This window comes from Lysinibacillus fusiformis (genome assembly GCF_003049525.1).
Lineage (GTDB): Bacteria > Bacillota > Bacilli > Bacillales_A > Planococcaceae > Lysinibacillus > Lysinibacillus fusiformis.
In genome coordinates this window covers 1-25,274 of record NZ_PYWL01000019.1, presented here as the reverse complement: position 1 = coordinate 25,274, position 25,274 = coordinate 1, and the positions used below count along the sequence as shown (strand labels likewise).

Annotated in this window: 25 protein-coding genes, 3 tRNA genes and 1 rRNA gene; 25 read left to right on the top strand and 4 right to left on the bottom strand. The window is 38.7% G+C overall.

What is annotated here, in order from left to right:
- Position 1: 1 nt before the first annotated feature.
- The 6 genes from yabN (at position 2) to C9J29_RS22465 (ending at position 3,678) form a co-directional block, all read left to right on the top strand.
- A complete protein-coding gene (gene yabN, locus C9J29_RS22490; protein WP_107922836.1) occupies positions 2 to 1,471 on the top strand; it encodes a bifunctional methyltransferase/pyrophosphohydrolase YabN in 1,470 nt (489 codons plus the stop codon).
- Positions 1,468 to 1,758 (top strand): RNA-binding S4 domain-containing protein, encoded by a 291-nt coding sequence (locus tag C9J29_RS22485; protein ID WP_008180273.1) that lies wholly within the window; start codon positions 1,468 to 1,470, stop codon positions 1,756 to 1,758. The genes yabN and C9J29_RS22485 overlap by 4 nt, the downstream gene beginning before the upstream one ends.
- 139 nt (positions 1,759 to 1,897) lie before the next feature.
- Positions 1,898 to 2,197: a sporulation protein YabP gene (yabP, locus tag C9J29_RS22480; protein WP_004229167.1), complete on the top strand. Its 300-nt coding sequence runs from the start codon at positions 1,898 to 1,900 to the stop codon at positions 2,195 to 2,197.
- Positions 2,194 to 2,685 carry a spore cortex biosynthesis protein YabQ gene (gene yabQ, locus C9J29_RS22475; protein ID WP_008180277.1) on the top strand — a complete coding sequence of 164 codons (492 nt, stop codon included), beginning with the start codon at positions 2,194 to 2,196 and terminating at the stop codon, positions 2,683 to 2,685. The genes yabP and yabQ overlap by 4 nt, the downstream gene beginning before the upstream one ends.
- 17 nt (positions 2,686 to 2,702) lie before the next feature.
- The gene (locus C9J29_RS22470; protein WP_107922835.1) at positions 2,703 to 3,107 is read left to right on the top strand and encodes an FtsB family cell division protein; all 405 of its coding nucleotides are present in this window, start codon (positions 2,703 to 2,705) and stop codon (positions 3,105 to 3,107) included.
- Positions 3,108 to 3,240: 133 nt separating this feature from the next.
- Positions 3,241 to 3,678 carry a S1 domain-containing RNA-binding protein gene (locus C9J29_RS22465; protein ID WP_008180281.1) on the top strand — a complete coding sequence of 146 codons (438 nt, stop codon included), beginning with the start codon at positions 3,241 to 3,243 and terminating at the stop codon, positions 3,676 to 3,678.
- An 89-nt stretch (positions 3,679 to 3,767) separates the two neighbouring features.
- On the opposite strand, the gene C9J29_RS22460 is transcribed toward C9J29_RS22465, so the two are convergent.
- The 4 genes from C9J29_RS22460 to C9J29_RS22445 all read right to left on the bottom strand — a co-directional run bounded on the left by C9J29_RS22460 (position 3,768) and on the right by C9J29_RS22445 (position 4,400).
- Positions 3,768 to 4,019: a hypothetical protein gene (locus tag C9J29_RS22460; protein WP_043990716.1), complete on the bottom strand. Its 252-nt coding sequence runs from the start codon at positions 4,017 to 4,019 to the stop codon at positions 3,768 to 3,770.
- Positions 4,020 to 4,162: 143 nt separating this feature from the next.
- Positions 4,163 to 4,234 (bottom strand) — tRNA-Glu (locus C9J29_RS22455).
- 5 nt (positions 4,235 to 4,239) lie between these two features.
- Positions 4,240 to 4,316: transfer RNA gene (locus C9J29_RS22450), tRNA-Met, on the bottom strand.
- A gap of 9 nt (positions 4,317 to 4,325) precedes the next feature.
- Positions 4,326 to 4,400, bottom strand: a tRNA-Gly gene (locus C9J29_RS22445).
- A 448-nt stretch (positions 4,401 to 4,848) separates the two neighbouring features.
- Here C9J29_RS22445 and C9J29_RS22440 point away from each other — a divergent pair.
- The 19 genes from C9J29_RS22440 to C9J29_RS22350 form a co-directional block, all read left to right on the top strand.
- The gene (locus C9J29_RS22440; protein WP_107922834.1) at positions 4,849 to 7,233 is read left to right on the top strand and encodes a SpoIIE family protein phosphatase; all 2,385 of its coding nucleotides are present in this window, start codon (positions 4,849 to 4,851) and stop codon (positions 7,231 to 7,233) included.
- A gap of 36 nt (positions 7,234 to 7,269) precedes the next feature.
- Positions 7,270 to 8,676 carry a tRNA lysidine(34) synthetase TilS gene (tilS, locus tag C9J29_RS22435; protein WP_090003276.1) on the top strand — a complete coding sequence of 469 codons (1,407 nt, stop codon included), beginning with the start codon at positions 7,270 to 7,272 and terminating at the stop codon, positions 8,674 to 8,676.
- Between the two features lie 67 nt (positions 8,677 to 8,743).
- On the top strand, positions 8,744 to 9,286 hold the full coding sequence (hpt, locus tag C9J29_RS22430; protein WP_008180288.1) for a hypoxanthine phosphoribosyltransferase: 543 nt from the start codon (positions 8,744 to 8,746) through the stop codon (positions 9,284 to 9,286).
- Between the two features lie 281 nt (positions 9,287 to 9,567).
- On the top strand, positions 9,568 to 11,598 hold the full coding sequence (gene ftsH, locus C9J29_RS22425) for an ATP-dependent zinc metalloprotease FtsH (RefSeq protein ID WP_107922833.1): 2,031 nt from the start codon (positions 9,568 to 9,570) through the stop codon (positions 11,596 to 11,598).
- 162 nt (positions 11,599 to 11,760) lie between these two features.
- Positions 11,761 to 12,594, top strand: coding sequence for an aldo/keto reductase (locus C9J29_RS22420; RefSeq protein ID WP_008180292.1), 834 nt, complete (start codon positions 11,761 to 11,763; stop codon positions 12,592 to 12,594).
- Positions 12,595 to 12,772: 178 nt separating this feature from the next.
- Positions 12,773 to 13,540 carry a type III pantothenate kinase gene (locus C9J29_RS22415; RefSeq protein WP_025116969.1) on the top strand — a complete coding sequence of 256 codons (768 nt, stop codon included), beginning with the start codon at positions 12,773 to 12,775 and terminating at the stop codon, positions 13,538 to 13,540.
- A 21-nt stretch (positions 13,541 to 13,561) separates the two neighbouring features.
- Positions 13,562 to 14,443 (top strand): Hsp33 family molecular chaperone HslO, encoded by an 882-nt coding sequence (hslO, locus tag C9J29_RS22410; protein ID WP_008180295.1) that lies wholly within the window; start codon positions 13,562 to 13,564, stop codon positions 14,441 to 14,443.
- Positions 14,427 to 15,398, top strand: a complete 972-nt coding sequence (locus tag C9J29_RS22405) for a peptidyl-prolyl cis-trans isomerase (RefSeq protein WP_008180297.1) — start codon at positions 14,427 to 14,429, stop codon at positions 15,396 to 15,398. The genes hslO and C9J29_RS22405 overlap by 17 nt, the downstream gene beginning before the upstream one ends.
- A gap of 274 nt (positions 15,399 to 15,672) precedes the next feature.
- Positions 15,673 to 16,602, top strand: coding sequence for a cysteine synthase A (gene cysK, locus C9J29_RS22400; RefSeq protein ID WP_107922832.1), 930 nt, complete (start codon positions 15,673 to 15,675; stop codon positions 16,600 to 16,602).
- A 150-nt stretch (positions 16,603 to 16,752) separates the two neighbouring features.
- The gene (locus C9J29_RS22395; protein ID WP_371861942.1) at positions 16,753 to 18,162 is read left to right on the top strand and encodes an anthranilate synthase component I family protein; all 1,410 of its coding nucleotides are present in this window, start codon (positions 16,753 to 16,755) and stop codon (positions 18,160 to 18,162) included.
- Positions 18,159 to 18,740 carry an aminodeoxychorismate/anthranilate synthase component II gene (pabA, locus tag C9J29_RS22390; protein ID WP_008180302.1) on the top strand — a complete coding sequence of 194 codons (582 nt, stop codon included), beginning with the start codon at positions 18,159 to 18,161 and terminating at the stop codon, positions 18,738 to 18,740. The genes C9J29_RS22395 and pabA overlap by 4 nt, the downstream gene beginning before the upstream one ends.
- Positions 18,741 to 19,580: an aminodeoxychorismate lyase gene (pabC, locus tag C9J29_RS22385; protein ID WP_008180304.1), complete on the top strand. Its 840-nt coding sequence runs from the start codon at positions 18,741 to 18,743 to the stop codon at positions 19,578 to 19,580. It begins immediately after the preceding gene.
- Positions 19,581 to 19,593: 13 nt separating this feature from the next.
- Positions 19,594 to 20,448: a dihydropteroate synthase gene (gene folP / locus C9J29_RS22380; RefSeq protein ID WP_107922831.1), complete on the top strand. Its 855-nt coding sequence runs from the start codon at positions 19,594 to 19,596 to the stop codon at positions 20,446 to 20,448.
- The gene (gene folB / locus C9J29_RS22375) at positions 20,448 to 20,813 is read left to right on the top strand and encodes a dihydroneopterin aldolase (protein WP_008180308.1); all 366 of its coding nucleotides are present in this window, start codon (positions 20,448 to 20,450) and stop codon (positions 20,811 to 20,813) included. Before folP ends, folB begins: the two co-directional genes overlap by 1 nt.
- Positions 20,813 to 21,325, top strand: coding sequence for a 2-amino-4-hydroxy-6-hydroxymethyldihydropteridine diphosphokinase (gene folK / locus C9J29_RS22370; RefSeq protein ID WP_008180310.1), 513 nt, complete (start codon positions 20,813 to 20,815; stop codon positions 21,323 to 21,325). The genes folB and folK overlap by 1 nt, the downstream gene beginning before the upstream one ends.
- Before the next feature lie 67 nt (positions 21,326 to 21,392).
- Positions 21,393 to 22,433: a tRNA dihydrouridine synthase DusB gene (gene dusB, locus C9J29_RS22365; RefSeq protein ID WP_089987423.1), complete on the top strand. Its 1,041-nt coding sequence runs from the start codon at positions 21,393 to 21,395 to the stop codon at positions 22,431 to 22,433.
- A gap of 176 nt (positions 22,434 to 22,609) precedes the next feature.
- The gene (lysS, locus tag C9J29_RS22360) at positions 22,610 to 24,112 is read left to right on the top strand and encodes a lysine--tRNA ligase (protein WP_008180313.1); all 1,503 of its coding nucleotides are present in this window, start codon (positions 22,610 to 22,612) and stop codon (positions 24,110 to 24,112) included.
- A 196-nt stretch (positions 24,113 to 24,308) separates the two neighbouring features.
- Positions 24,309 to 24,590, top strand: coding sequence for a hypothetical protein (locus C9J29_RS22355; RefSeq protein ID WP_008180315.1), 282 nt, complete (start codon positions 24,309 to 24,311; stop codon positions 24,588 to 24,590).
- A 615-nt stretch (positions 24,591 to 25,205) separates the two neighbouring features.
- Positions 25,206 to 25,274: ribosomal RNA gene (locus C9J29_RS22350) — 16S ribosomal RNA — on the top strand; the annotation flags it as partial.

Below are 25,274 nucleotides of genomic sequence, written 5' to 3'. Positions count from 1 at the left end.
TATGAATACTTTAACTATTATTGGTCTAGGCGCAGGGGATTTTAATCAGCTGCAAATGGGCGTTTATAAAAAATTGAAAGCTGCTAAAAAATTATTTGTTCGTACAATCGATCATCCAGTACTAGAGGAATTAGCGGCAGAAGGTATAACGTTCGAAAGCTTTGACAAAATTTATGAAAAACACGACGCATTTCAGCCAGTATATGCAGAAATTGCAGAATCACTTATAGCAGTTACCGCTATAGAGGATAGTATGTACGCGGTACCAGGTCATCCATTGGTTGCAGAACAAACAGTGCAATTGCTTATAAAAGCAGCGGATGAGGGAACTTTCAATCTTGTCATAGAAGGTGGACAAAGTTTCTTGGATCCGATATTTGGTGCATTGAAAATTGATCCGATTGAAGGTTTTCAATTGCTGGATGGTACTAGCTTTTCCATGCATGACATCAACATGCGTCAGCATATCTTAATCGCCCAAGTGTACGATACATTTAGTGCTTCAGAAGTGAAGCTAACATTGATGGAAAAATATGAGGACGAGTACCCAGTGACCGTAGTTACGGCTGCGGGATCTTCACAAGAAAAAATTGTTACTGTGCCACTCTATGAACTCGATCAAAGTGTGGAGGTTAATAATTTAACAACCGTCTATGTGCCACCTGTAAATTCACAGGAAGAGGCCTTAAGAGATTGGACAACATTCCGTACAATAATTGCAACATTAAGAGGTCCAAATGGCTGTCCATGGGATCAAAAGCAAACTCATGAGTCCTTGAAAAAGTATTTACTCGAAGAAGCTCATGAATATTTAGCTGCTGTAGATGCTGAAGATGATTTTGCAATGATTGAAGAACTTGGAGATGTGCTTTTACAAGTGTTCTTACATGCACAAATAGGAGAAGATCAAGGATACTTTACGCTTGAAGATGTTTTAGCTTCTGTTAGTGAGAAAATGATTCGTCGCCATCCACATGTCTTTGGAGATGTCGCAGTGGAAGATGCTGATGGTGTTGTAGCCAATTGGGAGGCTATAAAGGCTGAAGAAAAGGGCAATTCTGATAAACCACTATTAGACGGGGAATATAGGGCATCCTCGGCGCTACAGACAGCCTTTAACTATCAAAATAGAGCTGCCAAAGTAGGTTTTGACTGGCCGGATGTAGAAGGTGCATGGGATAAGTTTGCGGAGGAGTGGCAGGAATTTCGCCATGAGGTGACGAATGGCTCTAGTATATCCAGACTTGATGAATTGGGAGACGTATTATTTACATTAGTGAACTTAGCACGTTTCTATAAATTATCTCCAGAAGAGGCAATCCTGCATGCCAATGAAAAGTTTGCTAGACGATTTGGCTATGTGGAAGCTCAAGTAAAGGCAAGTGGAAAATTATTTGCTGACTTTACTTTAGATCAATTAGATAGGTTCTGGAATGAAGCGAAGCAACTAGAAAGGGAGAAAGAACTATGAGATTAGATAAATTTTTAAAAGTTTCACGTTTAATCAAACGTCGTACTTTAGCTAAAGAGGTGGCAGATCAGGGTCGTATTACTATCAATGAGAAGGTAGCGAAAGCTAGTAGCTCAGTAAAAGCTGGGGATGAACTGGCCATCCGATTTGGTCAAAAAATAGTAACAGCACGTGTAGAAGAAATACGTGAGACAGTGAAAAAAGAAGATGCAGCCAAAATGTTTACCATTTTGAAAGAAGAGAGACTAGAAAAAATTGAGCCTGAATTTATAGATGATGAAGAATAAATTTCTTTTTTAGCCACCTAATGTTGTTCCTGCTTCCATTTATGGATGAAAGTAATAGACAACTTAAATAAAGTTGTCATGCTTTGATGGTTGTCCGCATAAAGTGAACAGAAGCTAGGACGACTAAAGGAGGAAAAAAATGACGCTACATCAAGAAAGTAATCGTTACACAATTCCATCTGGAGAGCATATTTTAACGATTCGTAATCGTAAAAGAATGGACATGACTTCTGTAAAATCAATTGAACGCTTTGATCAGGAAGAGTTTTTCATTAAGACGTCCCAAGGGCATTTGTTAATCCGTGGAGAGGAACTGCATATCGTTCATTTAGATGTTGACAAAGGATTATTGACACTTGAAGGAACTGTGAAAACTTTACAGTACGACGAGGAGGAAAGTGGCTTCTCGAAGGGTTTCCTTCATAAGTTATTTGGATGATTGTTAGTGAACAATTCTTTCAATTAATTGTCATGGTTTTGAGCGGTATAGCAGTTGGTTTCATTATTGATAGTGTAAGGCTTATTGTTTTCTCAACTCCAAAAAGGTCAAGCCTTCGAAAGTGGATGATGGTTTTTGAATTACTAACATGGATTCTACTTGGAGGGCTGACATATTATTTATTATTTTGGCTAAAAGACGGCGCATGGCGGGCATACGACCCGCTTGCGCAAATAGCCGGAATTTTTTTGTATCAATCATTTTTTCAAACTATTTTACGTTTCATAGCTAGAGTTTTGGTGAATATTACATGGAGGCCCTTCTGGTTCATTGTGCGCTTCATCGTCTCAGTTATTCGACATATTTTGCAGTTTTTATTAAATATAGTAATGTTTGTTATAAGACCTTTTGTCAAAATTTATTCGTATTTGTCCTACACTTTTTTAAAAAAGTTACGATATTTGAAGTATAATAAAAAGCAACAATAATTTTCGGAGGTGCGGGCATGACTAGACGTCATTCATCAAATGATGAACAACAGAACTTTACAAAGCTTGATAATGACTATGTCCGTAACACGGATAAAGCTATAAATCGCAAGCAGCAGGCACGGAAACGTAAATGGCGCCGTATCGTCTTTTTTGCGATTGTACCAGTCATTATTATCGCCCTTCTCTTAAATGTGCTATCTAACCAACAGGAAACATTAGCGATTAAAGAGAAATCCAAGGAAGAAGCGAAACAGCATCTCTCTGAATTGAAAGAGGAACAGGATTCTCTAAATCTGAAAATCAAACAATTACAGGATGATGAATATATCGCAAAACTATTAAGAAAAGAGTATTACTTGTCTGAAAAAGGTGAGGTTATTTTTATAATTCCAGATAAGGAAGATAAAAAAGACGACTGAAAAGCTATGTATTGTTGACACTCTTTTTTAGTTATATATAATGAAAAGAGAAGCTTATTGCAGTAAAAAGTTTAATTAAATGATTACATGGCTCAAAAGAGTCGCTTAATTTTTAAGGAGGAGCATTTTTTTTATGTCAATTGAAGTAGGCAGCAAGGTACAAGGTAAAGTAACAGGAATCACAAATTTTGGAGCATTCGTTGAGCTGCCAGATGGCAAAACAGGCTTAGTTCACATTAGTGAAGTTGCTGACAATTATGTAAAAGATATCAATGAGCATCTAAAAGTTGGAGATGAAGTTGAAGTAAAAGTGATGAATGTTGAAGCGGACGGAAAGATCGGTCTTTCAATCCGTAAAGCAAAGCCTCAAGCTGAGAGACCAGAGCGTCCAGAGCGTCCAGCGCGTCCACGTCGCGATAATCGCTCTAACGATCGTAACGACCGCCACCAGCCAAAAGAAAATTTTGAGCAAAAAATGGCACGCTTCTTAAAAGATAGTGATGAACGTCTAGCAACACTTAAACGTGCTACAGAGTCAAAACGCGGAGGTCGCGGAGCTAGAAGAGGGTAGTTTGCTGACTGTTTTAATCGTAGAAAAAGTGTATGATATAGTGCTGGGATTAGCTTTGAAAAAAGCTAATCCCTTTTTTGTGGACTGACCTATAAAGTTGAGGAAGGTCCCTTTTTCTTTTTGATAGGTGTGGCTACTTTTTCATCAGCAGGAGTAATGGGTGCTTTTTCTGCTGGACGAATAACCATTTTAACAAGTAAAAAGACGCCATATATGCTTACAGCAAGCCCGCAAAGTAGTAACATTATTTGAACAACAAATGGTAAATTAATAAGTATTGAAACAAGAATAATCATTGAGCCACTTCCACAAATTAAAGCAGCTTTAGTTAATGCGCTCAAGGAAAATAAACCTCCTAAAAATACAATCTTATATGTAGTATGCCATATTTTATATGTAGTCACATAGTCGAACCTTATACATATCATATTGTAGAATAAAAAATAGGCGTCTCAGAATATCATTCTGAGACGCCTATTTGAGATGACCCCTACGGGATTCGAACCCGTGTTACCGCCGTGAAAGGGCGGTGTCTTAACCACTTGACCAAGGGGCCTACTATGGTGGCGGCCGAGGGGATCGAACCCCCGACCTTACGGGTATGAACCGTACGCTCTAGCCAGCTGAGCTAGGCCGCCAATTTTTTATGGAGCGGAAGACGAGGTTCGAACTCGCGACCCCCACCTTGGCAAGGTGGTGTTCTACCACTGAACTACTTCCGCATGTCGCTTAAGCAACAAGTTAAATAATACAAGCCATTGGTCTTAGTGTCAAGAAGATTAATAAAAAAATATCAAAAAATATATTTTACAATAAAATTCTTTAAACAAGATGAGACAGAGTCAGCTATATAAAGATATTTTAGCGGATTTTTTGTTCTTAAGTAGAATTGTCTTGCTGTAATCATTGAAAAGAGAGGGGAATAGTTGATAGCACGCCAATTTAGAAGATTCCATGTTAAAGGGGAGGCGATATCTGATATATTGTCTGGAACAGAAAACTTCATATAGGATCACAATGACCAACAATTACAAAAGAAATTATTGCCAATTTGCGTATTTATGTATACGTATTCGTCGAAATGTTTATATTTTTTAATGCCAACGTCAGACAATCTTTCCATGCATAATTCTTTATAATAGCCAAAAGTGCGGGAAAGGGGATAATTAAATGACAAGTATTGAATGGTATAATACAGCAAATGTAGAAGACCGAAAATTAGGGATAAAAAAGAAGCAAGTCTTCATAGGCACCCTATTTTTTTTAACATCCTTTTTTTTGGCTCAATCCGTTGTATTTGAAGCAGCAGTACCGTTCTCAGTTCCTTTTTGGGCAATTATTCGAACAAAGTATAGGGAGTACGCCAAATTCGTTTTATTTGGAAGCTTGGTCGGCTGTTTTTTCCTAGGCTTTGGACAAGTTGTGATTTTAGCATTACAAATCATTATGTATGAATGTATTATGCGTTTCCGTTACTGGCGACTTCCTCAAAGTATTGCCGTCTCTTTAGCTGTTTTATTGGTGCAAATTATGTGGCAAGGGGCGATGTATCAAGGCTTACCACCAGTGCTTGTACAATTTTATGTAGGCTGTGAAGCGGCACTAGCTCTAATTATGACCCTATTTATGCAAGTGCTTTTCGTCAATTCATATGAATGGTTTACGAGTCATTGGACTTACGAGAAGCTTGGGTCAGGGTTAGTAGTGTTTGCTGCTATGCTTACAGGGATGCAAGCAGTTGTGTTTAGCTATTTTTCGCTCCCTATATTTTTATTGCAGCTTTTTATTTGTTTTGGTGCATTAGTCGGAAGTGTACCGTTAGCAACGGTAATCGGAGCGGTATTAGGAACGCTCATTGGTGTTGCTAAGCTCTCCTTTACCGGTATGCTATCTGTTGCCACCTTAACAGGACTATGTGCAGGTATGGGGGCTAAAGGTGGTAGATTCGGGGTTGCAATCGGAAGTATCTTGCCTAGTGTGTTTTTTTTATTTTATGATGCAACATTGCCATTAGATAGTGTGTATTTCACTTCTATTGCCATTGGAAGCGTTCTTTTCCTAACGATCCCTAGAAAATATTCAGATAAGGTGAGGGACAAGCTCTTCCCACAACGGGAGGAAATTTTACTCGCAAGACAAAATTGGTTAACTGAACATGTCACATACAAATTAGAACATTTTCAGCATTTCGTGCAATTTATGAAGGAGCTGGTATTTGATCGTTTTATGACCGCGCCAGTTGAAGAGGCGAAGGAAGTATCCCCGATGAATACATGTTTAAGCTGTTTCCGTCATGATCATTGCTGGGGAGCTCAAAATAATGGGATGGACAAGCTGATGACAGATTGGTTTCATATGAAGGGAGTAGGTAAAGAATCGGCTATTCATCGTGTAGAAGAACAAATCCGCTATAAATGCGTAAAATCGACAAAGATTTTTGAAGAGTTGGATACGGAATTATACAGGGAACGTATTAACGGGCAGTACTTTCATGGTAAAAAAATGATTGCACTACAGCTCCGCGATATGAGTAATCATTTAAACCAATTAATTGCTGAGATGAAGGAGGATACGATTTCTTTTGTAAGTGTTGAAAAGGATATCATTGAACGTTTAAAGGATGCTCATATTGAATGCTTTCAGCTAGATGTACTTAACAATAAACCAGGGGCTAGAAAGATAGTTTGTGCTTTGGCGCCAGCCCGTGTCGACTGGGAGAAAGATACAACATTAGCTGAACGGATGATTTTGCCTATTCTTTACGAAATTTTTAATGAGCCATTTGAAATTGAAAAAGTAGTGGCCTGTGAAATGCCGTTTCGTCATATACAAATATGCTTTAGATCAGCTATTAGCTTTGAAGTAGAGTATGATATATATAGCATGTCTAAAGATGCGACATTGTATTCTGGGGATTCACACGCACTTTTCCAATTACATCCAGGTCTATTTGCCATTTTATTATCGGATGGTATGGGGCAAAGTAAAGAAGCGCAACATGAAAGTAGAAAATTAATACATTTAATGCGAGAGTGCCTTAATTATAATATGAATCCTGAAACTGCAATGCATACATTGCATTATGTCATGTCATTAAAACAACAGGATGATATGTATGCAACCCTTGATTTCGCACTAGTGGATTTACAGCATGGTGATTTATGGTCATGGAAGGCTGGGGGAATGTCGACCTATATTTTGCGTGGAAAGGAAGTCATAAAGGTTGAGAGTAATGCAGCACCTGTAGGTTTCCTATCGATTTCTGCGGTAGAGGCTGAAAAAAGAAAGCTGAAAGCAGGGGATGTCATTTTAATGCATTCAGATGGACTGTTTTCTAGTGTTGCCGATTGGGATGAGCAAGAGGAGACGTTTTTAGCTTATGCACAGCAGGTAGCCAGTACAAATAATACTATCCAAGAAAAGCTAACAACGATAATGCAGTCATTCCAAGATTACTTTGATATAGAAGATGATTGTACTGTACTCATGTTAGAAGTGACACATGTTGTTCCGACATGGGCTGTATTTAGACCAGCACAATATTCTATGAGCTAATCATTTTTTGTATTATCGAAAGGGGAGGAGAAGCGTTTGTCATTTGAATTAAAGGTTAAGACATTTATTGAAAAAGAGCAATTATTACAGCAAGACGACCATCTTCTCATCGCCGTTTCGGGTGGAGTAGATTCTATGGCTTTACTCCATTATTTTGTTCAAACACAAGAGCACTGGAACATTCGGGTGGAAGCAGTACATGTCGACCATATGCTTAGGGGAGAAGCTTCTGCTGAAGATAGGGCATTTGTACAAAAGTATTGTGATGAAAATGACGTTTATTTACATGCCACAGCGATCTCCATACCAACAATACTGGCACAGGAGAATGGAAATACCCAGCTAATATGTCGTAGAGAAAGGTATCGATATTTTAAAGAGGTTTTGTACAAAACGAATGCGAATAAGCTTGTAACTGCACATCATGCGGATGACCAACTGGAGTCAGTATTAATGGCCCTGACAAAAAATGCGACGATGAATAGCATGCAAGGCATACGCCCTCAGCGATATTTTGAAGGAAAATCATTAATTCGTCCGTTTTTAACGGTTACAAAGACTGAAATAGGGGAATATTTACTTAGAAAAGGTTTAAATTATCGGGAGGATGTCAGTAACTCCAAAGACACTTATGTACGAAATCGTTTCAGACATCATGTCGTGCCTTTACTGGAGGCTGAAAATCCGAGAGTGACCGAACAAGTGACCCATTTTACATCGCAATTGCAAGAAGACAATACCTTTTTAATGACATTAGCCGAAGATGTATTTTCCAAAACCATTAAAAGAAGTAATGAAAATACATATAGCATGGAAATTGAGGCTTTTCAATTGGTACCACTTGCTTTACAAAGGAGGCTCATTTTAATACTATTAAACTATCTTTACAAAGATTCAAATACGATACAAAGTTATGCTTTATTGACTTCAATTTTAAAGCTTTGTGATACGACAGCAGGGTATGCTGAAATTCACTTGCCTGAAGATTTCCTTGCAGTTCGCCGTTACGGAAAATTAATGATTCAGAAGAATAGTTCAACAGAGGACTACCCTTCTTCTGAAAAAATAATTATTTCGGCTGCTAATGGGTGGACAACACTGACGAATGGTAAACGCTTATGCGTAGTCAAGTTGCACGATTTATCGTCCGAATTGATGACGGATACTGCACAACTTTTTTATTTTAACGCTAGCAAACTCCACCTTCCGCTCTCTATTCGAGCACGCAAGGATGGAGACAGAATGCTGTTAAAAGGAATGGATCAGCCAAAACGCTTATCTCGCCTTTTTATAGATGAAAAGATTCCTTTAAATGAGCGGAATAGCTGGCCGTTACTGATTTCTCAGTCTGATGAGGTGGTAGCGGTAATTGGTGTGCGTATGGGAATGTTTTTTTCAACCACTCCGCAACCAAACGATGATACAGTGCTCATCGTAGACTAAGGTCTTTGTAAAATATTTCACCGTAATTGGTTGAAGATTTGTTGATACATCACGAGGAGGAATCGATATGTTACAAAATGACATCGAAAAAGTAATGATTACAGAAGAACAATTGCAAGAAAGAATTGCAGATCTAGGTGCACAATTAACAGAGGAATACAAAGATGCATTCCCATTAGCTGTTGGTGTACTTAAAGGAGCAATGCCATTTATGACAGATCTCATGAAACGTTTCGATTCTTTCATTGAGCTAGATTTTATGGATGTTTCTAGCTATGGCAATGCTACCGTGTCATCTGGAGAAGTAAAGATTTTAAAGGATTTAAATACGAGCGTTGAAGGACGTGACGTATTAATTATCGAGGACATCATCGATAGTGGTTTAACGTTAAGCTATTTAGTAGACTTATTTAAATATCGTAAAGCCAAATCCATTAAAATTGTTACATTACTTGATAAACCATCAGGTCGAAAAGTGAACCTATCGGCTGATTATGTTGGTTTTAAAGTTCCAGACGGCTTTGTGGTTGGATATGGTTTAGATTACGCTGAAAAATATCGTAACCTACCTTATATTGGTATCTTGAAACCTGAAGTTTATTCATTTTAAGATATAAAACGACCAGCTTTAAAAGTTATGGCCTCCAGCGCAGTCAAGTGTTTTTCATTATGGTTAACATAATTCGAAATCTTGACACAATGTTCAGCTATTTCGAGCCCATGGAACAGGTACAATTACGCTGGGATGTATTAAGATGGCCTAAAAACTGTTTTGATAATAGCAAAAAATGAACGAAACATTTTTTAAGTAGGGCTTTTCGTTGTATGATGAAATCATGATATGTTAAGATTTTACTTATAATTTTTCTGTTTGTAATGAGGAGGCTGGAGATGAATCGAATATTTCGATATACCATATTCTATCTACTGATTTTCCTAGTGATTATCGGTATTTTTGGTACTTTCAACGGTGGCAATTCACCAACGAAAGAGTTAACTTATCATGAGTTCCAACAAGCTCTAGATAAGAAAGAAATAACAAGTGCTACAATTCAACCTGATAAATCAGTTTATGTCGTAGAAGGTACATTAAAAGGTTATGAAAAGGGTCAAAGCTTTACAGTGAACATCCCTCGAGATAACCAATCATTAATGGATCGCATCGATGAGGCTGCTAAGGAAAAAAATAGTAATATTAAATATTTAGCAGCGCCAGAAACGAGTGGATGGATTCAATTCTTTACAGGAATCATCCCTTTCATTATCATCATTTTCTTGTTCTTCTTCCTAATGAGCCAATCTCAAGGTGGCGGTAATAAAGTGATGAGCTTTGGTAAGAGTAAAGCTAAACTTTATGATGACCAAAAGAAAAAGGTTCGTTTTACAGATGTAGCGGGTGCTGATGAAGAGAAAGCAGAGCTTGTAGAAGTTGTAGACTTCTTAAAAGACCATCGTAAATTCACAGAGATTGGTGCACGTATTCCAAAAGGTATCTTACTTGTAGGTCCTCCAGGTACAGGTAAAACATTACTTGCACGTGCTGTGGCAGGCGAAGCAGGCGTTCCATTCTTCTCAATTTCAGGTTCTGACTTTGTAGAAATGTTTGTCGGTGTCGGTGCATCACGTGTCCGAGATCTATTCGAAAATGCAAAGAAAAACGCACCATGTATTATCTTTATAGATGAGATTGATGCAGTTGGTCGTCAACGTGGCGCTGGTCTAGGCGGGGGTCATGACGAGCGTGAACAAACACTGAACCAGTTGCTAGTTGAAATGGATGGTTTCGGGGCAAACGAGGGTATTATTATCATCGCTGCAACAAACAGACCAGATATTTTAGATAAAGCATTATTACGTCCAGGTCGTTTTGACCGTCAAATTACAGTAGGACATTCTGATGTAAAAGGACGTGAGGCGATTCTTAAGGTACATGCACGTAACAAGCCTTTAGCAGATACAGTTGATTTAGCAGCAGTTGCACAACGTACGCCAGGTTTCTCAGGTGCCGATTTAGAAAATTTACTAAATGAAGCTGCTCTTGTAGCCGCTCGTAAAAGTAAACGTACCATCAATATGGCAGATATCGATGAAGCTTCTGACCGTGTAATCGCTGGTCCAGCTAAAGCGAGCCGAGTATATTCAGCCAAAGAGAAAAAACTTGTATCCTTCCACGAAGCTGGTCACGTAGTTGTTGGTCTAGAACTTGATGAAGCGGATACAGTTCACAAAGTAACAATTGTTCCACGTGGTCAAGCGGGTGGATATGCTATTATGTTACCGAAGGAAGAACGTTTCTTTACAACAAGACAAGAGCTTTTAGACCGTATTGCTGGACTGCTTGGTGGTCGCGTAGCTGAAGAAATCGTTCTTGGTGAAGTCTCTACGGGGGCACATAACGACTTCCAAAAGGTTACAAGTATCGCACGAGCTATGGTTACTGAATATGGAATGAGTGAAAATCTTGGTGCAATGCAATTCGGTTCAAGTCAGGGTGGAAATGTATTCCTTGGCCGCGACTTTAATTCGGACCAAAATTACTCTGATTCTATAGCTTATGAAATTGATAAAGAAATGCAAAAAATTATTGATACGCAATATGAGCGTACGAAACGTATCCTAACAGAGAATCGTGAGTTACTTGATTTAATTGCTAACACGTTAATGGAGAAAGAAACATTAAATGCGCAGGAAATCGAGCATTTACGTGATCATGGTGTTTTACCAGCACCAGAGGCTGTCGAAAAAATTGAGGGGAATAACACTCCGAAAGTGGAAACGAAGCCAACATTAGATACGATTGGTGAGCCAGTTGTTGAAAAAGAGCTATTAAGTAAAGAGCCAAACCCAACAACTTTAGACCTTGCAAAAGAAGGCAAGGAATCAAATGAACCACCTAAGGGTATCGACGAAAAACGTGAATAAATTGGAAAGACTGTTTACTGCAAAATGAGTAAACAGTCTTTTTCTTTGCCTTTTATTATGAAAAAGCATTAGGATATTAGTGGAAGACAGCTACATATGACTTCGCACAAATGGTGGAGACAAGATGTATTTGTAAAGACAAATGGATAGGAGTGTTTTCGCATGGGAACTGTAACGTTGAATAATGGACTTAAAATGCCTTTGGTTGGTTACGGTGTATTTCGTGTTCCAGAAGGAGAAGACCTAGCTGAAGCCGTAAAAATGGCTATTGCGAAAGGTTATCGAAGCATCGATACGGCACAAGTATATCGTAATGAAGAAAGTGTTGGACGAGGGATACGAGCAGCCATAGAAGAAGGTTTGGTTACGCGTGAAGAACTATTTATAACATCTAAAGTTTGGAACGATGGACTTTCCTATGAAGAAACACTTGCCGCTTATGATAGTAGTTTAGAGAAAATAGGATTAGACTATTTGGATCTATATTTAGTACATTGGCCAGGCATTGATACAAATTATGTAGATGTCTATAAGGCACTGGAAAAGATTTATCAAGATGGTCGTGTGCGTTCAATTGGTGTTAGTAACTTCCATGTACAACATTTAGAAAAACTTTTGAATGAAACTACGGTTATTCCTGTTATTAATCAAATCGAATTCCATCCACATTTAACGCAAGTGGAAGTACGTGCTTATTGTACAGACAAGGACATCCAAGTAGAGGCTTGGTCTCCTTTAATGAACGGCGCCTTATTGGAGGAAGCATTGATTCAAGAGTTAGCATCTAAATATGGCAAAACGCCTGCTCAAATCGTATTACGCTACGATGTACAGCACAACGTTGTAACTATCCCAAAAACGATGACAGCCACTCGTATGGTGGAGAATCTTGATGTTTTTGACTTTACATTAACAGATGGTGAAATGGCTCAACTGGATGCTTTAAATGATGGTCTACGCTGTGGTCCAGATCCGGAAAAATTTAATTTCAAATAATTTTTTTAAGGAGCGTCCTAGCTGAGGATGCTCTTTTTTTAGAAGGTTGGAATACTATTTCCTAGCATAAAAAGTATGGTATCATTTTCTAAAGTGTTTTAACTTTAAGTTAGATGGATAATGTAAGTTGTAACAGTAGGTTGGCGAAAGTTACAATGATGATATGGGGGTGTCAACCATGATTTTAGTTTTAGATGCAGGGAATTCTAATATTGTGTTAGGGGTTTATGATGACAACGAACAATTAGCCTTCCATTGGCGTATGGTGACAGACCTTTATAAAACAGAAGATGAATATGCTATGCAAGTTCTTTCGTTTTTTAATCATGCAGGTATTTCATTTGAACAAATTACGGGCATTATTATATCCTCAGTTGTGCCACCAATTATGTATTCATTAGAGGCAATGTGTCAGAAGTATTTTCGAAAAAAACCTCTAGTAGTGGGTCCTGGTGTTAAAACGGGTTTGAATATTAAATACGAAAATCCTCGAGAGGTTGGTTCAGACCGTATTGTTAACGCTATAGCAGCTTTAGACTTATATAAAGCACCTTGTATTATAGTTGATTTTGGTACAGCAACAACTTATTGTTATTTAAATGAAAAAGGCGACTATATGGGTGGTGCGATTGCGCCAGGTATAACCATTTCGACAGAGGCTCTTTATACTCAGGCTGCTAGATTGCCGCGTATTGAAATATTAAGACCTACACATATTGTAGGAAAAACAACCGTTTCCGCCATGCAGGCCGGAATTTTTTATGGCTTCGTAGGACAAGTTGAGGGCATTGTTAATCGGATGAAGGGACAAAGTAAAGAGGAGCCATTAGTAATTGCTACAGGTGGATTAGCAAATCTAATTGCAGGGGAAACGCAAATTATTGATGTTGTGGATCCGTTTTTAACGTTAAAGGGTTTATATAAACTGTATAAACGTAACCAATAAGAAATGAGGGACATTTCATTTATGAATGATTATTTAGTTAGAGGTTTAGGATTTAATGGACAGGTACGTGTATTTGCAGCCCGTACAACAGCAACAGTTGGAGAAGCACAACGTCGTCACGATACATGGCCAGTTGTATCAGCTGCTCTAGGGCGCTCTATGACAGCGGCTGTAATGATGGGTGCTATGTTAAAAGGTGAAGAGAAGATTACAATCAAGATTGAGGGTAATGGTCCGATTGGTCCAATGGTAATCGATAGTAATGCACGTGGAGAAGTACGTGGATTTGTCACGAATCCTCATGTTCATTTCGATTTAAACGAGCAAGGTAAGCTAGATGTGCGAGCAGGCGTTGGGACTGAAGGAGCTCTAACAATTGTTAAGGATCTTGGTTTGCGAGATATGTTTTCAGGCCAAACACCAATTGTTTCAGGTGAAATTGCTGAAGATTTTACTTATTATTTCGCTACGTCTGAGCAAGTACCTTCATCAGTTGGTTTAGGCGTATTAGTTAATCCGGACAACACAATTCTTGCTGCAGGAGGATTTATTCTGCAATTAATGCCAGGCTGTGAAGAGGAAACAATCAATGAAATCGAACAGCATCTTGCTACAATAGAGCCAGTTTCGAAAATGATTGAAAAAGGCTTTACACCTGAGCAAATTTTAGAAGCTGTATTAGGAAATGGCCATCTACAAATTTTAGATTCCATGCCTGTTGAATTTAAATGTCAATGTTCAAAAGAGCGGTTTGGTGCAGCAATTTTAGGTCTAGGAATAGCTGAAATTAAAGAAATGATTGAAGAGGATGACAGTGCAGATGCACAATGTCATTTCTGCTTAGAGACCTATCATTTTTCAAAAGAAGAGTTAGAAGGGTTTATTGATGAGCTCAAATCGTAATAGACGACCTTCTGCCACTACAACACCAAACCAAACCCCTTTACTACAGCGCCGTTTAAAAACAAAACCAGCTCTGTCTGTCATTGCGGTATTGTTATTAGGTAATATTTTATGGTTCATTGCATGGGCTATCCCAAATAAAAGTCAGGAAATTGGTAGCGATGAACAAGTCGCTGCCATTGACGGGGATGTTATCACGCGCCAAGAGTGGATGATTGCTATGGAAGAGCGATATGGCAAAGAAACACTACAAAATTTAGTCAATGAATCTGTAATGGAAAAGGCAGCAAAGACATATAAAATTAAAGTTACTGATCAAGAAATTGATCTCGAATTAGCCTTAATGCGTTCTGCTCAAGATAAATTTGATACAGCAATGCAAAATCTCTCAGCGGAGCAACTACGCCAAAAAATTCGTTCACAACTTATTTTAGATAAGGTACTCACAAAAGATGTAGTGATAAGTGAAGAGAGTATTGAAAAGTACTATGAGGAAAATCAAGGACTATACAATACAAAAACAAGCTATCGTACCAATTTTATTGAGGTTGACGCCAAGAAAGCGGCTGATGAGGCGCTGGGTGAGTTAAAAAATGGCTCTGATTTTTCAGTGCTAGCCCGTGAGATTTCCTTAGATAGTGCTTCGGCGAGTTTAGGGGGAGACGTTGGCTTCCTGACGGAAAATCAGGAAAACGTGGATCCTGCCATTATTAATGCTGTGAAATCTACAAAGGCAAATGAGGTAAGTAAAGCCTTTAAGTTAGATAATGGTCATTATGGCATTGTACAGGTGCAAGAGGTTTTAGAGGGACAATCCTTTACATATGACGATGTGAAAGAACATATCGAGCGTGAATTAGCTTTAGAGCAGTTGCCACAATCTGTTACACCTGAAGCGTTTTGGTCTGAATTTAATGCTACATGGTATTATGGAGAATCTAAAAAAGAAAAATAATAAATGAAAGAATCTGCAAGTTCTTTGCGGGTAGCATAAGTCTAAAAAACTTGCAGACAGTGGATGTCATCAGAATGGACTTACCCGACAAATGGTGCAGATTCTTTTTGTCTTTATGCGATGTTTGATGGACTAGCAAAGGCGCCATCCATTGACAGTAGATAAATATTCTGAAAATACAAGTTTTATTTATTGACAATCGAATGGAAAAATTGATAAAATACAAAATAAGTAAAACCTATAAAAATAGTAGGGATTGGGAGTGGATTATTAAATGAGTAGATTAGCGAACTCGATAGCTGAATTAGTTGGTAAAACACCAATCGTTAAATTAAATCATGCAACAAGTGAAAATGAAGGTACTGTTTATGTAAAATTAGAATATTTTAATCCGGGAAGCTCAGTGAAAGACCGTTTAGCGTTAGCCATGATTGAAGCGGCAGAAAAAGATGGAACATTACAACCAGGTGGTACGATTATCGAGCCGACATCTGGTAATACAGGTATTGGTCTTGCTATGATTGCTGCTGCTAAAGGCTATAAAGCAATTTTAGTGATGCCAGAAACAATGAGCTTAGAGCGACGAAACTTACTTCGTGCTTATGGTGCGGATCTTGTATTGACTCCTGGACCAGCGGGTATGAAAGGCGCTATTGCTAAAGCAGAAGAATTATCTGCAGAGCATGGCTATTTCCTACCACAACAATTCACGAACCCAGCGAATGCTGTTATTCACCGCCTAACTACAGGCCCTGAAATTGTTGAAGCATTCGATGGCTTAACACTAGATGCATTTGTAGCTGGAGTTGGTACTGGTGGTACTATTACAGGTGCAGGTGCCGTATTAAAAGAAAAGTATCCCAATGTTGAAATTATCGCTGTAGAGCCAAAAGATTCGCCTGTTCTTTCTGGTGGTCAGCCTGGCCCTCATAAAATTCAAGGGATTGGAGCAGGGTTTGTGCCAACAGTTTTAGATACAGAGATTTATTCGTCTGTATTCCCTGTTGAAAACGAGGTAGCTTTTGAAGTAGCTCGTAAAGTAGCTCGTGAAGAAGGTATTTTATGTGGTATATCGTCAGGCGCTGCGATCTATGCTGCAATTGAAGCCGCAAAACGTTTAGGTAAGGGTTCAAATGTCCTTGCTATTGTTCCTTCGAATGGTGAACGTTATCTATCAACACCTCTCTATCAATTTGAAGACTAATTTAAGTTAATAGAAAAAAGACTCCTTCCTGATAAGGAGTCTTTTTTAGTGCGCTTAGAATTTCATAGAGCCTTATAAAAATATTCGCATCTATGTAATATTCACGTTAAGATGGAATCACATCAAATGATTTAAAAGGGGAAAGCTAACTTGAAGACAATTTTGACGAAAACAGTAGAGATGGATGCAGATTCATTTTTTTATAGTTATAAAAAGCAAACTGAGACACAAGATTCGCATGTCTTTTTAGAAAGTGGACGTGGTGGTCATTTTACAATAGCTGCTTGGAATCCATTAGCAACCGCACAATCGGTAGAGGACGGACTTTTAGTAAATTGGAGAAATGGCAGAAGCGAAGTTTTACCAGGTGAATCTCTTGCATTGTTGGAAGAACTCGTGGCGGAATACCAGGTTCCCCATAATGCGGAACTTCCAGTTTTTCAGGGGGGAGCTATTGGATTTGTAACATATGATTATGCGCGCAATATTGAAGTGCTTCCTAATACAGCTAATGACGATCTACAAATACCAGATATTTATTTTTATTTGTTTGATAGCTGGGCAGTACATGATGTGAAACACAATACGGTCACGTTAATGAAGCTAGAAGATTGTGTTGTTGACTTAGAAGAATGGGCTACTAATTGGCAAGTTGCAGCCCGTGATGGACTTGCTACGCGTAAATTTGAAAAGACCAATGCTATAGAAGTAGTCAATGACGAGAGTGAATTGCTTGTGTCATTCGCAGGGACTGACTTTGAGGCGGCGGTGCAGAAAATTCAAACCTATATCGCACAAGGTGATGTGTTTCAGGTGAATTTATCAGTTCGTCAATCTAAAAACTTAAATACGACAGCGATGGATGTATATGAGGCATTAAGAGCCTTTAATCCGTCACCTTACATGGCTTATATGGAAGCCCCTGATTTTGCGGTTGTTTCTGGATCACCTGAGCTTTTAGTTAAACGCCAGGGTCAAGAATTATCAACAAGACCCATTGCGGGAACGCGTCCAAGAGGGAAATCTGAAGAGGAAGATTTAGCATTAGCTCAAGAATTAATTGACAATGATAAAGAACGCGCAGAGCATGTGATGTTAGTAGATTTAGAGCGTAATGATTTAGGGCGAGTATCAACCTATGGAACAGTAGAAGTAGATGAGTTCATGGTCATTGAACGCTATTCGCATGTTATGCACATTGTATCTAATGTTCGGGGAGAAATAGCGGAAGGCAAAACAAACGCTGATGTTATCCGTGCAATGTTCCCAGGCGGTACTATTACTGGTGCACCAAAGATACGAACAATGGAGATTATCGAAGAATTAGAGCCTGTAAGACGTGGCTTATACACGGGTTCTATTGGCTGGCTCGGCTATACTGGGGACATGGAGTTTAATATTGTGATTCGTACAGCATTTATAAAAGATGGGATCGCGCATATTCAGGCAGGAGCAGGTATTGTCATTGATTCTGTTCCAGAAAGAGAATATCAGGAATCTTTAAATAAGGCGAAGGCCATGTGGCAGGCAAAGGCCATGGCGGAGGGGCGAGCAAAATGATTTTAATGATCGATAACTATGATTCATTTATTTATAACATCGTACAATATTTGGGTGAGTTTGGTCATGAAGTAATAGTAAAACGAAATGATGTATTAACAATAGAGGACATAGAGCAACTTGCACCAGATATGATAGTTATTTCACCGGGGCCGTGTAGTCCAAATGAAGCGGGTGAAAGTCTGAATATTATCCGATATTTCGCGGGAAATATTCCAATTTTAGGTGTTTGTCTTGGACATCAGGCTATTGCGCAAGTGTTCGGTGGTCAGGTAATACGGGCTGAGCGCCTTATGCATGGGAAGATATCCCCTGTATTACATGCTGAAGTTGGTTTACATAGAGCTATGCCAAACCCATTTCAAGCTACTCGCTATCATTCTCTCATTGTAGAAAAAGAGACACTACCGACTTGTCTAGAAGTAACCGCTTGGACAGAAGAGGGAGAAATTATGGGGCTTCGTCACAAGGAGTATCCAATAGAGGGTGTACAATATCACCCAGAATCTATTATGACTGAGCAAGGTAAACAACTCCTTCGTCAATTTATAGAAATGTACGTAGAAGGAGTTAAATAGATGCAGTGCTGGATGAATGGAAGCTATATGGCAGCCGAGGATTTGCGAATTTCCCCTTTTGACCATGGTTTTTTATATGGTTTGGGCTTCTTTGAAACGTTCCGAACATATGAAGGGCAGATATTTGAATGGGATGCACATATGAAAAGATTACAGCAGGCTTTATCACAATATCGCATTCATTTAACCTATCCTGAAAGTGTTTTATTTGAAGTTGTGCAACAATTAAATCAGCAAGCTGGTGGTCAGGATGGCTATTTCCGTCTTAATGTTTCAGCAGGTGAACATAATATTGGTTTGCAGCCAACAGAATACATGCAACCCAATGTCATTATCTTTCGTAAAGAATTACTGGATACACCTCGTGGAACTGAAAAGACAGCTCAGTGGCTTACTACACCACGTAATTCGCCTGAACAAGGGGTGCGCGTCAAATCACATCATTATGGCAACAATGTGCTTGGCCGTTTCGAGCTGCCGTCTTTGGCACAGCAAGAAGGTTTCTTTTTAACGGAAGCCGGCTACGTTGCAGAAGGTGTAACCTCAAATGTTTTTTGGGTAAAAAATGATATACTATATACGCCTTCTTTGGAAACAGGCATACTACCTGGCATTGTTCGAGCTTGGGTTATAAAAAAAGCCGATGCTCTTGGTATTGAAGTAAGAGAAGGCTTTTATATGAAGGAAGACTTACAACAAAGTACGGAATGCTTTATTACCAATTCCGTGCAGGAGCTTGTACCGATCATTCATATAGAGAACCAGCAATTATTAGGTAATAAAGGACCTGTTTATTCGTGTTTACATGATGCATTTGCTCAAGAAGTGGAGCAACGATAGAGGGAGCGTTTGTATGCTAGATAAATATATAAAACCATTAACCATTAATGGTATTACATTAGACTTTACAAAAGAAACGTTTGTAATGGGTATTTTAAATGTTACACCAGACTCCTTCTCTGATGGAGGAAAGTTCAACAGTGTCGAAGCTGCGGTAGCTCAAGCGAAAAAAATGGTAGCGGATGGTGCTAAAATTATTGATGTAGGCGGAGAGTCTACACGTCCTGGTTATGAGCGTATTTCAGATGAAGATGAAATTACACGTATTGTACCTGTTATACAAGCATTATTGAAAGAAGTAGATGCCATTATTTCGGTTGATACGTATAAAGCAAACGTAGCGCGAGCTGCCATTGAGGCGGGGGCGCATGTGATAAATGATATTTGGGGAGCAAAAGCTGAACCGGAAATTGCACAGGTTGCAGCTGATTTACATGTTCCAATAATTTTAATGCACAATCGTGAAAATATGGATTATGGTGTTGATTTTTGGTCAACGGCGAAAGCGGATTTAGATGAAAGTATTGCTATCGTACATCAAGCGGGGGTTCCTGATCATCATATTATCCTAGATCCTGGTATCGGCTTTGCTAAAAACACTGAGCAGAATATAGCCATGATGCAACACTTAAAGGATTTAGTGGAGATGGGCTATCCTGTGCTTTTAGCAACATCACGTAAATCCATGATCGGCAATGTCTTGAAGCTACCAGTTAATGAACGTCTTGAAGGTACGGGAGCAACGGTAGTTTATGGAATTGAAAAGGGCTGTAATATGATACGCGTTCATGATGTAAAGGAAATGGCACGTGCAGCGCATATGGCTGATGTACTAGTAGGGAAACGACTGTATAAGGAGGAGGCATAATGGATTATATTCATTTAAAAGATATGCAGTTTTATGGTTACCACGGTGTATTAGCGGCAGAAACAACTCTTGGTCAACGTTTTCGAGCAAATGTTTCGCTGGCTGTAGATATGACAAAGGCTGGAGAAACGGATGACCTCGCTTATACGGTAAATTATGCAGAGGTCTATGCTTTGTGTCGTGATATTGTAGAAGGAGAACCTTTTAAGCTTATTGAGGCACTTGTTGTGAAAATGGCAAACGTGATTTTAACAACATACCCTGAAAAAATAAAGGGCGTTCGTGTAGAGCTGATCAAGCCAGACCCACCAATCCACGGCTATTACAAAGAAGTGTCTGTTGAGGTAACGAGAGGTGATTTTTAATGAAGGATGTCTATTTATCAATAGGAACAAATATGGGTGAGAGATATGAAAACCTTCAACAAGCTGTTGCTCTTTTAAGAGAGAAGGAGAACATTGAGGTTGTTCGTGTTTCATCTGTTTATGAAACGGCAGCTGTAGGCTATACAGATCAGGCAGACTTTTTGAATATTGCTGTTCATCTCAAAACCGATGCATCATCTACTGAAATGCTGAAGATTTGCCAATCGATTGAGCAAGAGTTAGGGCGTGTGCGAGAATTTCGTTGGGGTCCACGAATCATCGACCTTGACATTTTACTTTACAATCAAGAAAATATTGAAACAGAGAACCTACTTGTTCCTCATCCAAGAATGTATGAGCGAGCTTTCGTCTTAGTGCCACTGGTAGAGATTACTCCAGCACCTTTCGGAGATCAGCTACAACAAGCACATCATTTATTGCAACAGATGGACTGTGAGCGTGAAGGTATAAACTTGTGGCAGCCAACTAACGAACCTCTTATAGTGAGTTAGGTAGGCGCTTTATATAATTTTAAATTAAGGATAAATAGGTACATGCCTATATAGGAGGAAGACAACGTTGAGTCAAACAACAGAGAAGCCCTTTCAAATTGGCGATATTGTCATGGACAACCGTGTTGTATTAGCTCCAATGGCAGGGATTTGTAATTCTGCTTTCCGATTAACCGTTAAGGAGTTCGGAGCAGGGCTTGTATATGCTGAAATGATTAGTGATAAGGGCATTGTTCAAAAAAACGAAAAAACATTAGGTATGCTTTATATCGATGAACGTGAAAATCCTCTGTCACTACAAATTTTTGGTGGAGATAAAGAAACATTAGTAGAGGCCGCTAAGTATGTAGATCAAAATACATCCGCTGATATTATAGATATCAATATGGGGTGCCCTGTTAATAAAATCATTAAATGTGAAGCGGGAGCTCGCTTGCTTTTAGATCCTAATAAAGTGTATGAAATGGTAGCCGCTGTGGTGGATGCAGTGAAAAAGCCTATTAGCGTAAAAATGCGAATTGGTTGGGATGATGAGCATATCTTCGCTATTGAAAATGCCCAGGCTGTTGAACGTGCTGGTGCGTCAGCGGTAGCGGTTCATGGTCGTACACGTGTACAAATGTACGAAGGGAAGGCGAATTGGGATATCATTCGTCAGGTAAAGGAAAATGTGAAAATCCCTGTTCTTGGTAATGGTGATGTAGAAACGCCGCAGGACGCTAAACGTATGCTAGAAACTACAGGTGTAGATGCAGTGATGATTGGTCGTGCCGCTTTGGGTAACCCATGGATGATTTATCGTACAGTTCAATACCTAGAAACTGGTGAATTAAAGGAAGAACCGAGTGTACGTGAAAAAATGGACGTCTGTCTACTTCACTTTGAACGTCTGCTCCAATTAAAAGGAGAAGGTATAGCAGTTCGTGAAATGCGTAAGCATGCATCTTGGTATTTGAAGGGAATTAGAGGTAATGGTAAAGCACGTAACGCTATTAACCAAACAGAAACGGCAGCAGAGCTTCGCGCGTTATTAAATGGCCTTGTTCAAGAGTATGCAGAATCCGAGTCCAATCTCATGATCCCTGAAGCAAAAGAATTAATTATTTAAGATAAAGATACCGTGAGCGTCTCAAGTTTTGACAGAGACGCTTTTTTTGCGCGCTTTAATTTTTAGAATTATTAATTATCTTATCTTGTATTGAAAATAAACTGAAACAGATGATTACAGCATTAAAATTGTGTACAATAGAAATATTATGGACGTAAACGCTATTTATTTAAGGAGTGAAACAAGTGTCAAACATAGAAGAATTAAATGACCAGCTTTTGGTGAGACGCCAAAAAATGACGACTATATTAGAGAACGGACAAGATCCATTTGGTAGCCGTTTTGAACGTACGCATTTGTCAACAGAAGTAAAGGAACAATTTGCAGATCAAACAAAAGAGCAACTAGAAGAAAATCTGCAAGAGGTTATTATTGCGGGTCGTATAATGACGAAGCGCGGTAAAGGAAAAGCTGGCTTTGCACATATTCAAGATTTGGGTGGCCAAATTCAAATCTACGTTCGTCAAGACCATGTAGGTGAAGAAGCGTATGAATTATTTAAACAAGCTGATTTGGGAGATATCGTAGGTATCCGAGGGAATGTATTCCGCACACAGGTTGGCGAGCTCTCAGTAAAGGCAGAGGAATTCACATTCCTTACAAAGGCGCTACGTCCTATGCCAGAGAAGTTCCATGGTTTACAGGATGTTGAGCAACGTTATCGTCAACGCTACTTAGATCTTATGACGAATGAAGAAAGCAAATTAACATTTATAGCACGTTCTAAAATTATCCGTGCTATCCGCAACTATCTTGATAACTCTGGATATTTAGAAGTAGAAACACCAATGCTTCATACAATTGCTGGTGGTGCGGCTGCTCGTCCATTTATTACTCATCATAATGCACTTGATATGGAATTATATATGCGAATCGCAATCGAACTGCATTTAAAACGCTTAATTGTGGGTGGTTTAGAAAAGGTTTATGAGATTGGACGTGTATTCCGAAACGAAGGGATCTCGACACGACATAACCCTGAATTTACAATGATTGAGCTCTATGAAGCATACGCTGACTATCAAGATATCATGTCTCTTACTGAAAACCTTATAGCACACGTTGCTCAAGAAGTTCTTGGAACGACTACAGTTCAATATGGAGAAGATGAAATTAACCTTGCAGTGGGCTGGAGACGAGTTCACATGGTTGATGCCGTAAAAGAAGCAACTGGTGTAGACTTCTGGCAGCCGATGACAAAAGAGCAAGCTCAGGCTCTTGCTAAAGAACATGGAGTAGAAGTGAAAGATGTTCATGAAGTAGGTCATATTATTAATGAATTCTTTGAGCAAAAAATAGAAGAAACACTTGTACAACCTACATTTGTATATGGGCACCCAGTGGAAATCTCGCCTCTTGCAAAGAAAAATCCAGAGGACGAGCGTTTCACAGATCGCTTTGAGCTATTTATTGTTCGTCGTGAGCATGCAAATGCCTTCACAGAATTAAATGACCCAATCGATCAACGTCAGCGCTTTGAAGCACAATTAGCAGAGAAAGCAGCTGGTAATGATGAGGCACATGAAATGGACAATGATTTCATTGAAGCTTTGGAATATGGTATGCCTCCAACAGGTGGACTAGGCATTGGTATTGACCGATTAATCATGCTATTAACAAACTCACCTTCCATTCGTGATGTATTATTATTCCCGACAATGCGTCATATTACTAAATAGTCGTAGCATCTTTTCTAACAGTAAGATAAGAATAGAATGAAGAGGAGAATTTGCTGGATAAGGCAATTCTCCTCTTTTTTGTATTAAAAAAATTAAGTTGTTTAAACGTGGATTATATTTAGGTTATACTTTTATAGTTCTATGTTTTTATAAACGACAGTAGATAAAAAAGAAGTATTTTTATTGGGGGCATATAATGAATTACAAAATTATTAACAAACAAGTATTTGAACAGGCTCAATTACGTTCTGTATCGGATGTTCCATTTACAGAAGAAGAACTTGAGCATGGAATGAAATTAGTAGTTGCCAAAAAAGACGAGAATCTTACTTTATATTTAGTAGAGATAGACGGACATAAGAAGTTTGATGTTCGCTGGGATGATTCTTCTGAAATTTTTAGTGGCTGGTATTCCGCGTGGGATAATTTCCTGTGGTGTTTAAATATAGTTGATCCACAAGATGATGGCTTAAAGTAGTAGCGCGAAGCTTGAATAACAAACGATGAGGTTTTTTAGTTGAGTAAGCAGGAGAAAATGAAGCAGATGCTTTTAACTCCTGCTTCTATGTTTTAGTCTTTAATTTGTTGAGTTTTAAAAGAAAGCAATGTATAGTAAAACAAATCATTTAAGTTAGAACAGAGAATGATATAAAATCTACATTCTCATAAGTGTAGAAAATAGCTTACTAATGCATGTTTTTTCAATAATATCATTTTCTATGAAAAAAATACTTGCGAAGTAATTACGAACATGATAAATTATTACTTGTCGTTAAAACGACGTAAGAACAACACCATCATAAAAATTCAACAAACGAAAAAGTTGTTGACACTGAAATGTGGTTGTGGTAAGATTTAAAAGTTGTCTCTTGTAAACGAAAAACTTTTTGAAAAAAGTTGTTGACAATGATAACTGAGTATATTATAATTTAAGAGTTGCTATCAAAAACGTAGCAACTAAATGAACCTTGAAAACTGAACAAGCAAAACGTAATCAATAAAGTTTTTAGTAGCTAGCTTAGCTAGTGAACGAAGCAAAATTTTGGACATCAAAATTGATGCCAGCAAAACAATTTGAGCTAATCAAATTTCTTTTATGGAGAGTTTGATCCTGGCTCAGGACGAACGCTGGCGGCGTGCCTAATACATGCAAGTCGAGCGA

What these genes read in the sequence shown, in the direction of transcription:
- yabN (WP_107922836.1), top strand. Translation starts at nt 2, where the DNA reads ATGAATACTTTAACTATTATTGGTCTAGGCGCAGGGGATTTTAATCAG.
- C9J29_RS22485 (WP_008180273.1), top strand. Translation starts at nt 1,468, where the DNA reads ATGAGATTAGATAAATTTTTAAAAGTTTCACGTTTAATCAAACGTCGT.
- yabP (WP_004229167.1), top strand. Translation starts at nt 1,898, where the DNA reads ATGACGCTACATCAAGAAAGTAATCGTTACACAATTCCATCTGGAGAG.
- yabQ (WP_008180277.1), top strand. Translation starts at nt 2,194, where the DNA reads ATGATTGTTAGTGAACAATTCTTTCAATTAATTGTCATGGTTTTGAGC.
- C9J29_RS22470 (WP_107922835.1), top strand. Translation starts at nt 2,703, where the DNA reads ATGACTAGACGTCATTCATCAAATGATGAACAACAGAACTTTACAAAG.
- C9J29_RS22465 (WP_008180281.1), top strand. Translation starts at nt 3,241, where the DNA reads ATGTCAATTGAAGTAGGCAGCAAGGTACAAGGTAAAGTAACAGGAATC.
- C9J29_RS22440 (WP_107922834.1), top strand. Translation starts at nt 4,849, where the DNA reads ATGACAAGTATTGAATGGTATAATACAGCAAATGTAGAAGACCGAAAA.
- hpt (WP_008180288.1), top strand. Translation starts at nt 8,744, where the DNA reads ATGTTACAAAATGACATCGAAAAAGTAATGATTACAGAAGAACAATTG.
- ftsH (WP_107922833.1), top strand. Translation starts at nt 9,568, where the DNA reads ATGAATCGAATATTTCGATATACCATATTCTATCTACTGATTTTCCTA.
- C9J29_RS22420 (WP_008180292.1), top strand. Translation starts at nt 11,761, where the DNA reads ATGGGAACTGTAACGTTGAATAATGGACTTAAAATGCCTTTGGTTGGT.
- C9J29_RS22415 (WP_025116969.1), top strand. Translation starts at nt 12,773, where the DNA reads ATGATTTTAGTTTTAGATGCAGGGAATTCTAATATTGTGTTAGGGGTT.
- hslO (WP_008180295.1), top strand. Translation starts at nt 13,562, where the DNA reads ATGAATGATTATTTAGTTAGAGGTTTAGGATTTAATGGACAGGTACGT.
- C9J29_RS22405 (WP_008180297.1), top strand. Translation starts at nt 14,427, where the DNA reads ATGAGCTCAAATCGTAATAGACGACCTTCTGCCACTACAACACCAAAC.
- cysK (WP_107922832.1), top strand. Translation starts at nt 15,673, where the DNA reads ATGAGTAGATTAGCGAACTCGATAGCTGAATTAGTTGGTAAAACACCA.
- pabA (WP_008180302.1), top strand. Translation starts at nt 18,159, where the DNA reads ATGATTTTAATGATCGATAACTATGATTCATTTATTTATAACATCGTA.
- pabC (WP_008180304.1), top strand. Translation starts at nt 18,741, where the DNA reads ATGCAGTGCTGGATGAATGGAAGCTATATGGCAGCCGAGGATTTGCGA.
- folP (WP_107922831.1), top strand. Translation starts at nt 19,594, where the DNA reads ATGCTAGATAAATATATAAAACCATTAACCATTAATGGTATTACATTA.
- folB (WP_008180308.1), top strand. Translation starts at nt 20,448, where the DNA reads ATGGATTATATTCATTTAAAAGATATGCAGTTTTATGGTTACCACGGT.
- folK (WP_008180310.1), top strand. Translation starts at nt 20,813, where the DNA reads ATGAAGGATGTCTATTTATCAATAGGAACAAATATGGGTGAGAGATAT.
- C9J29_RS22355 (WP_008180315.1), top strand. Translation starts at nt 24,309, where the DNA reads ATGAATTACAAAATTATTAACAAACAAGTATTTGAACAGGCTCAATTA.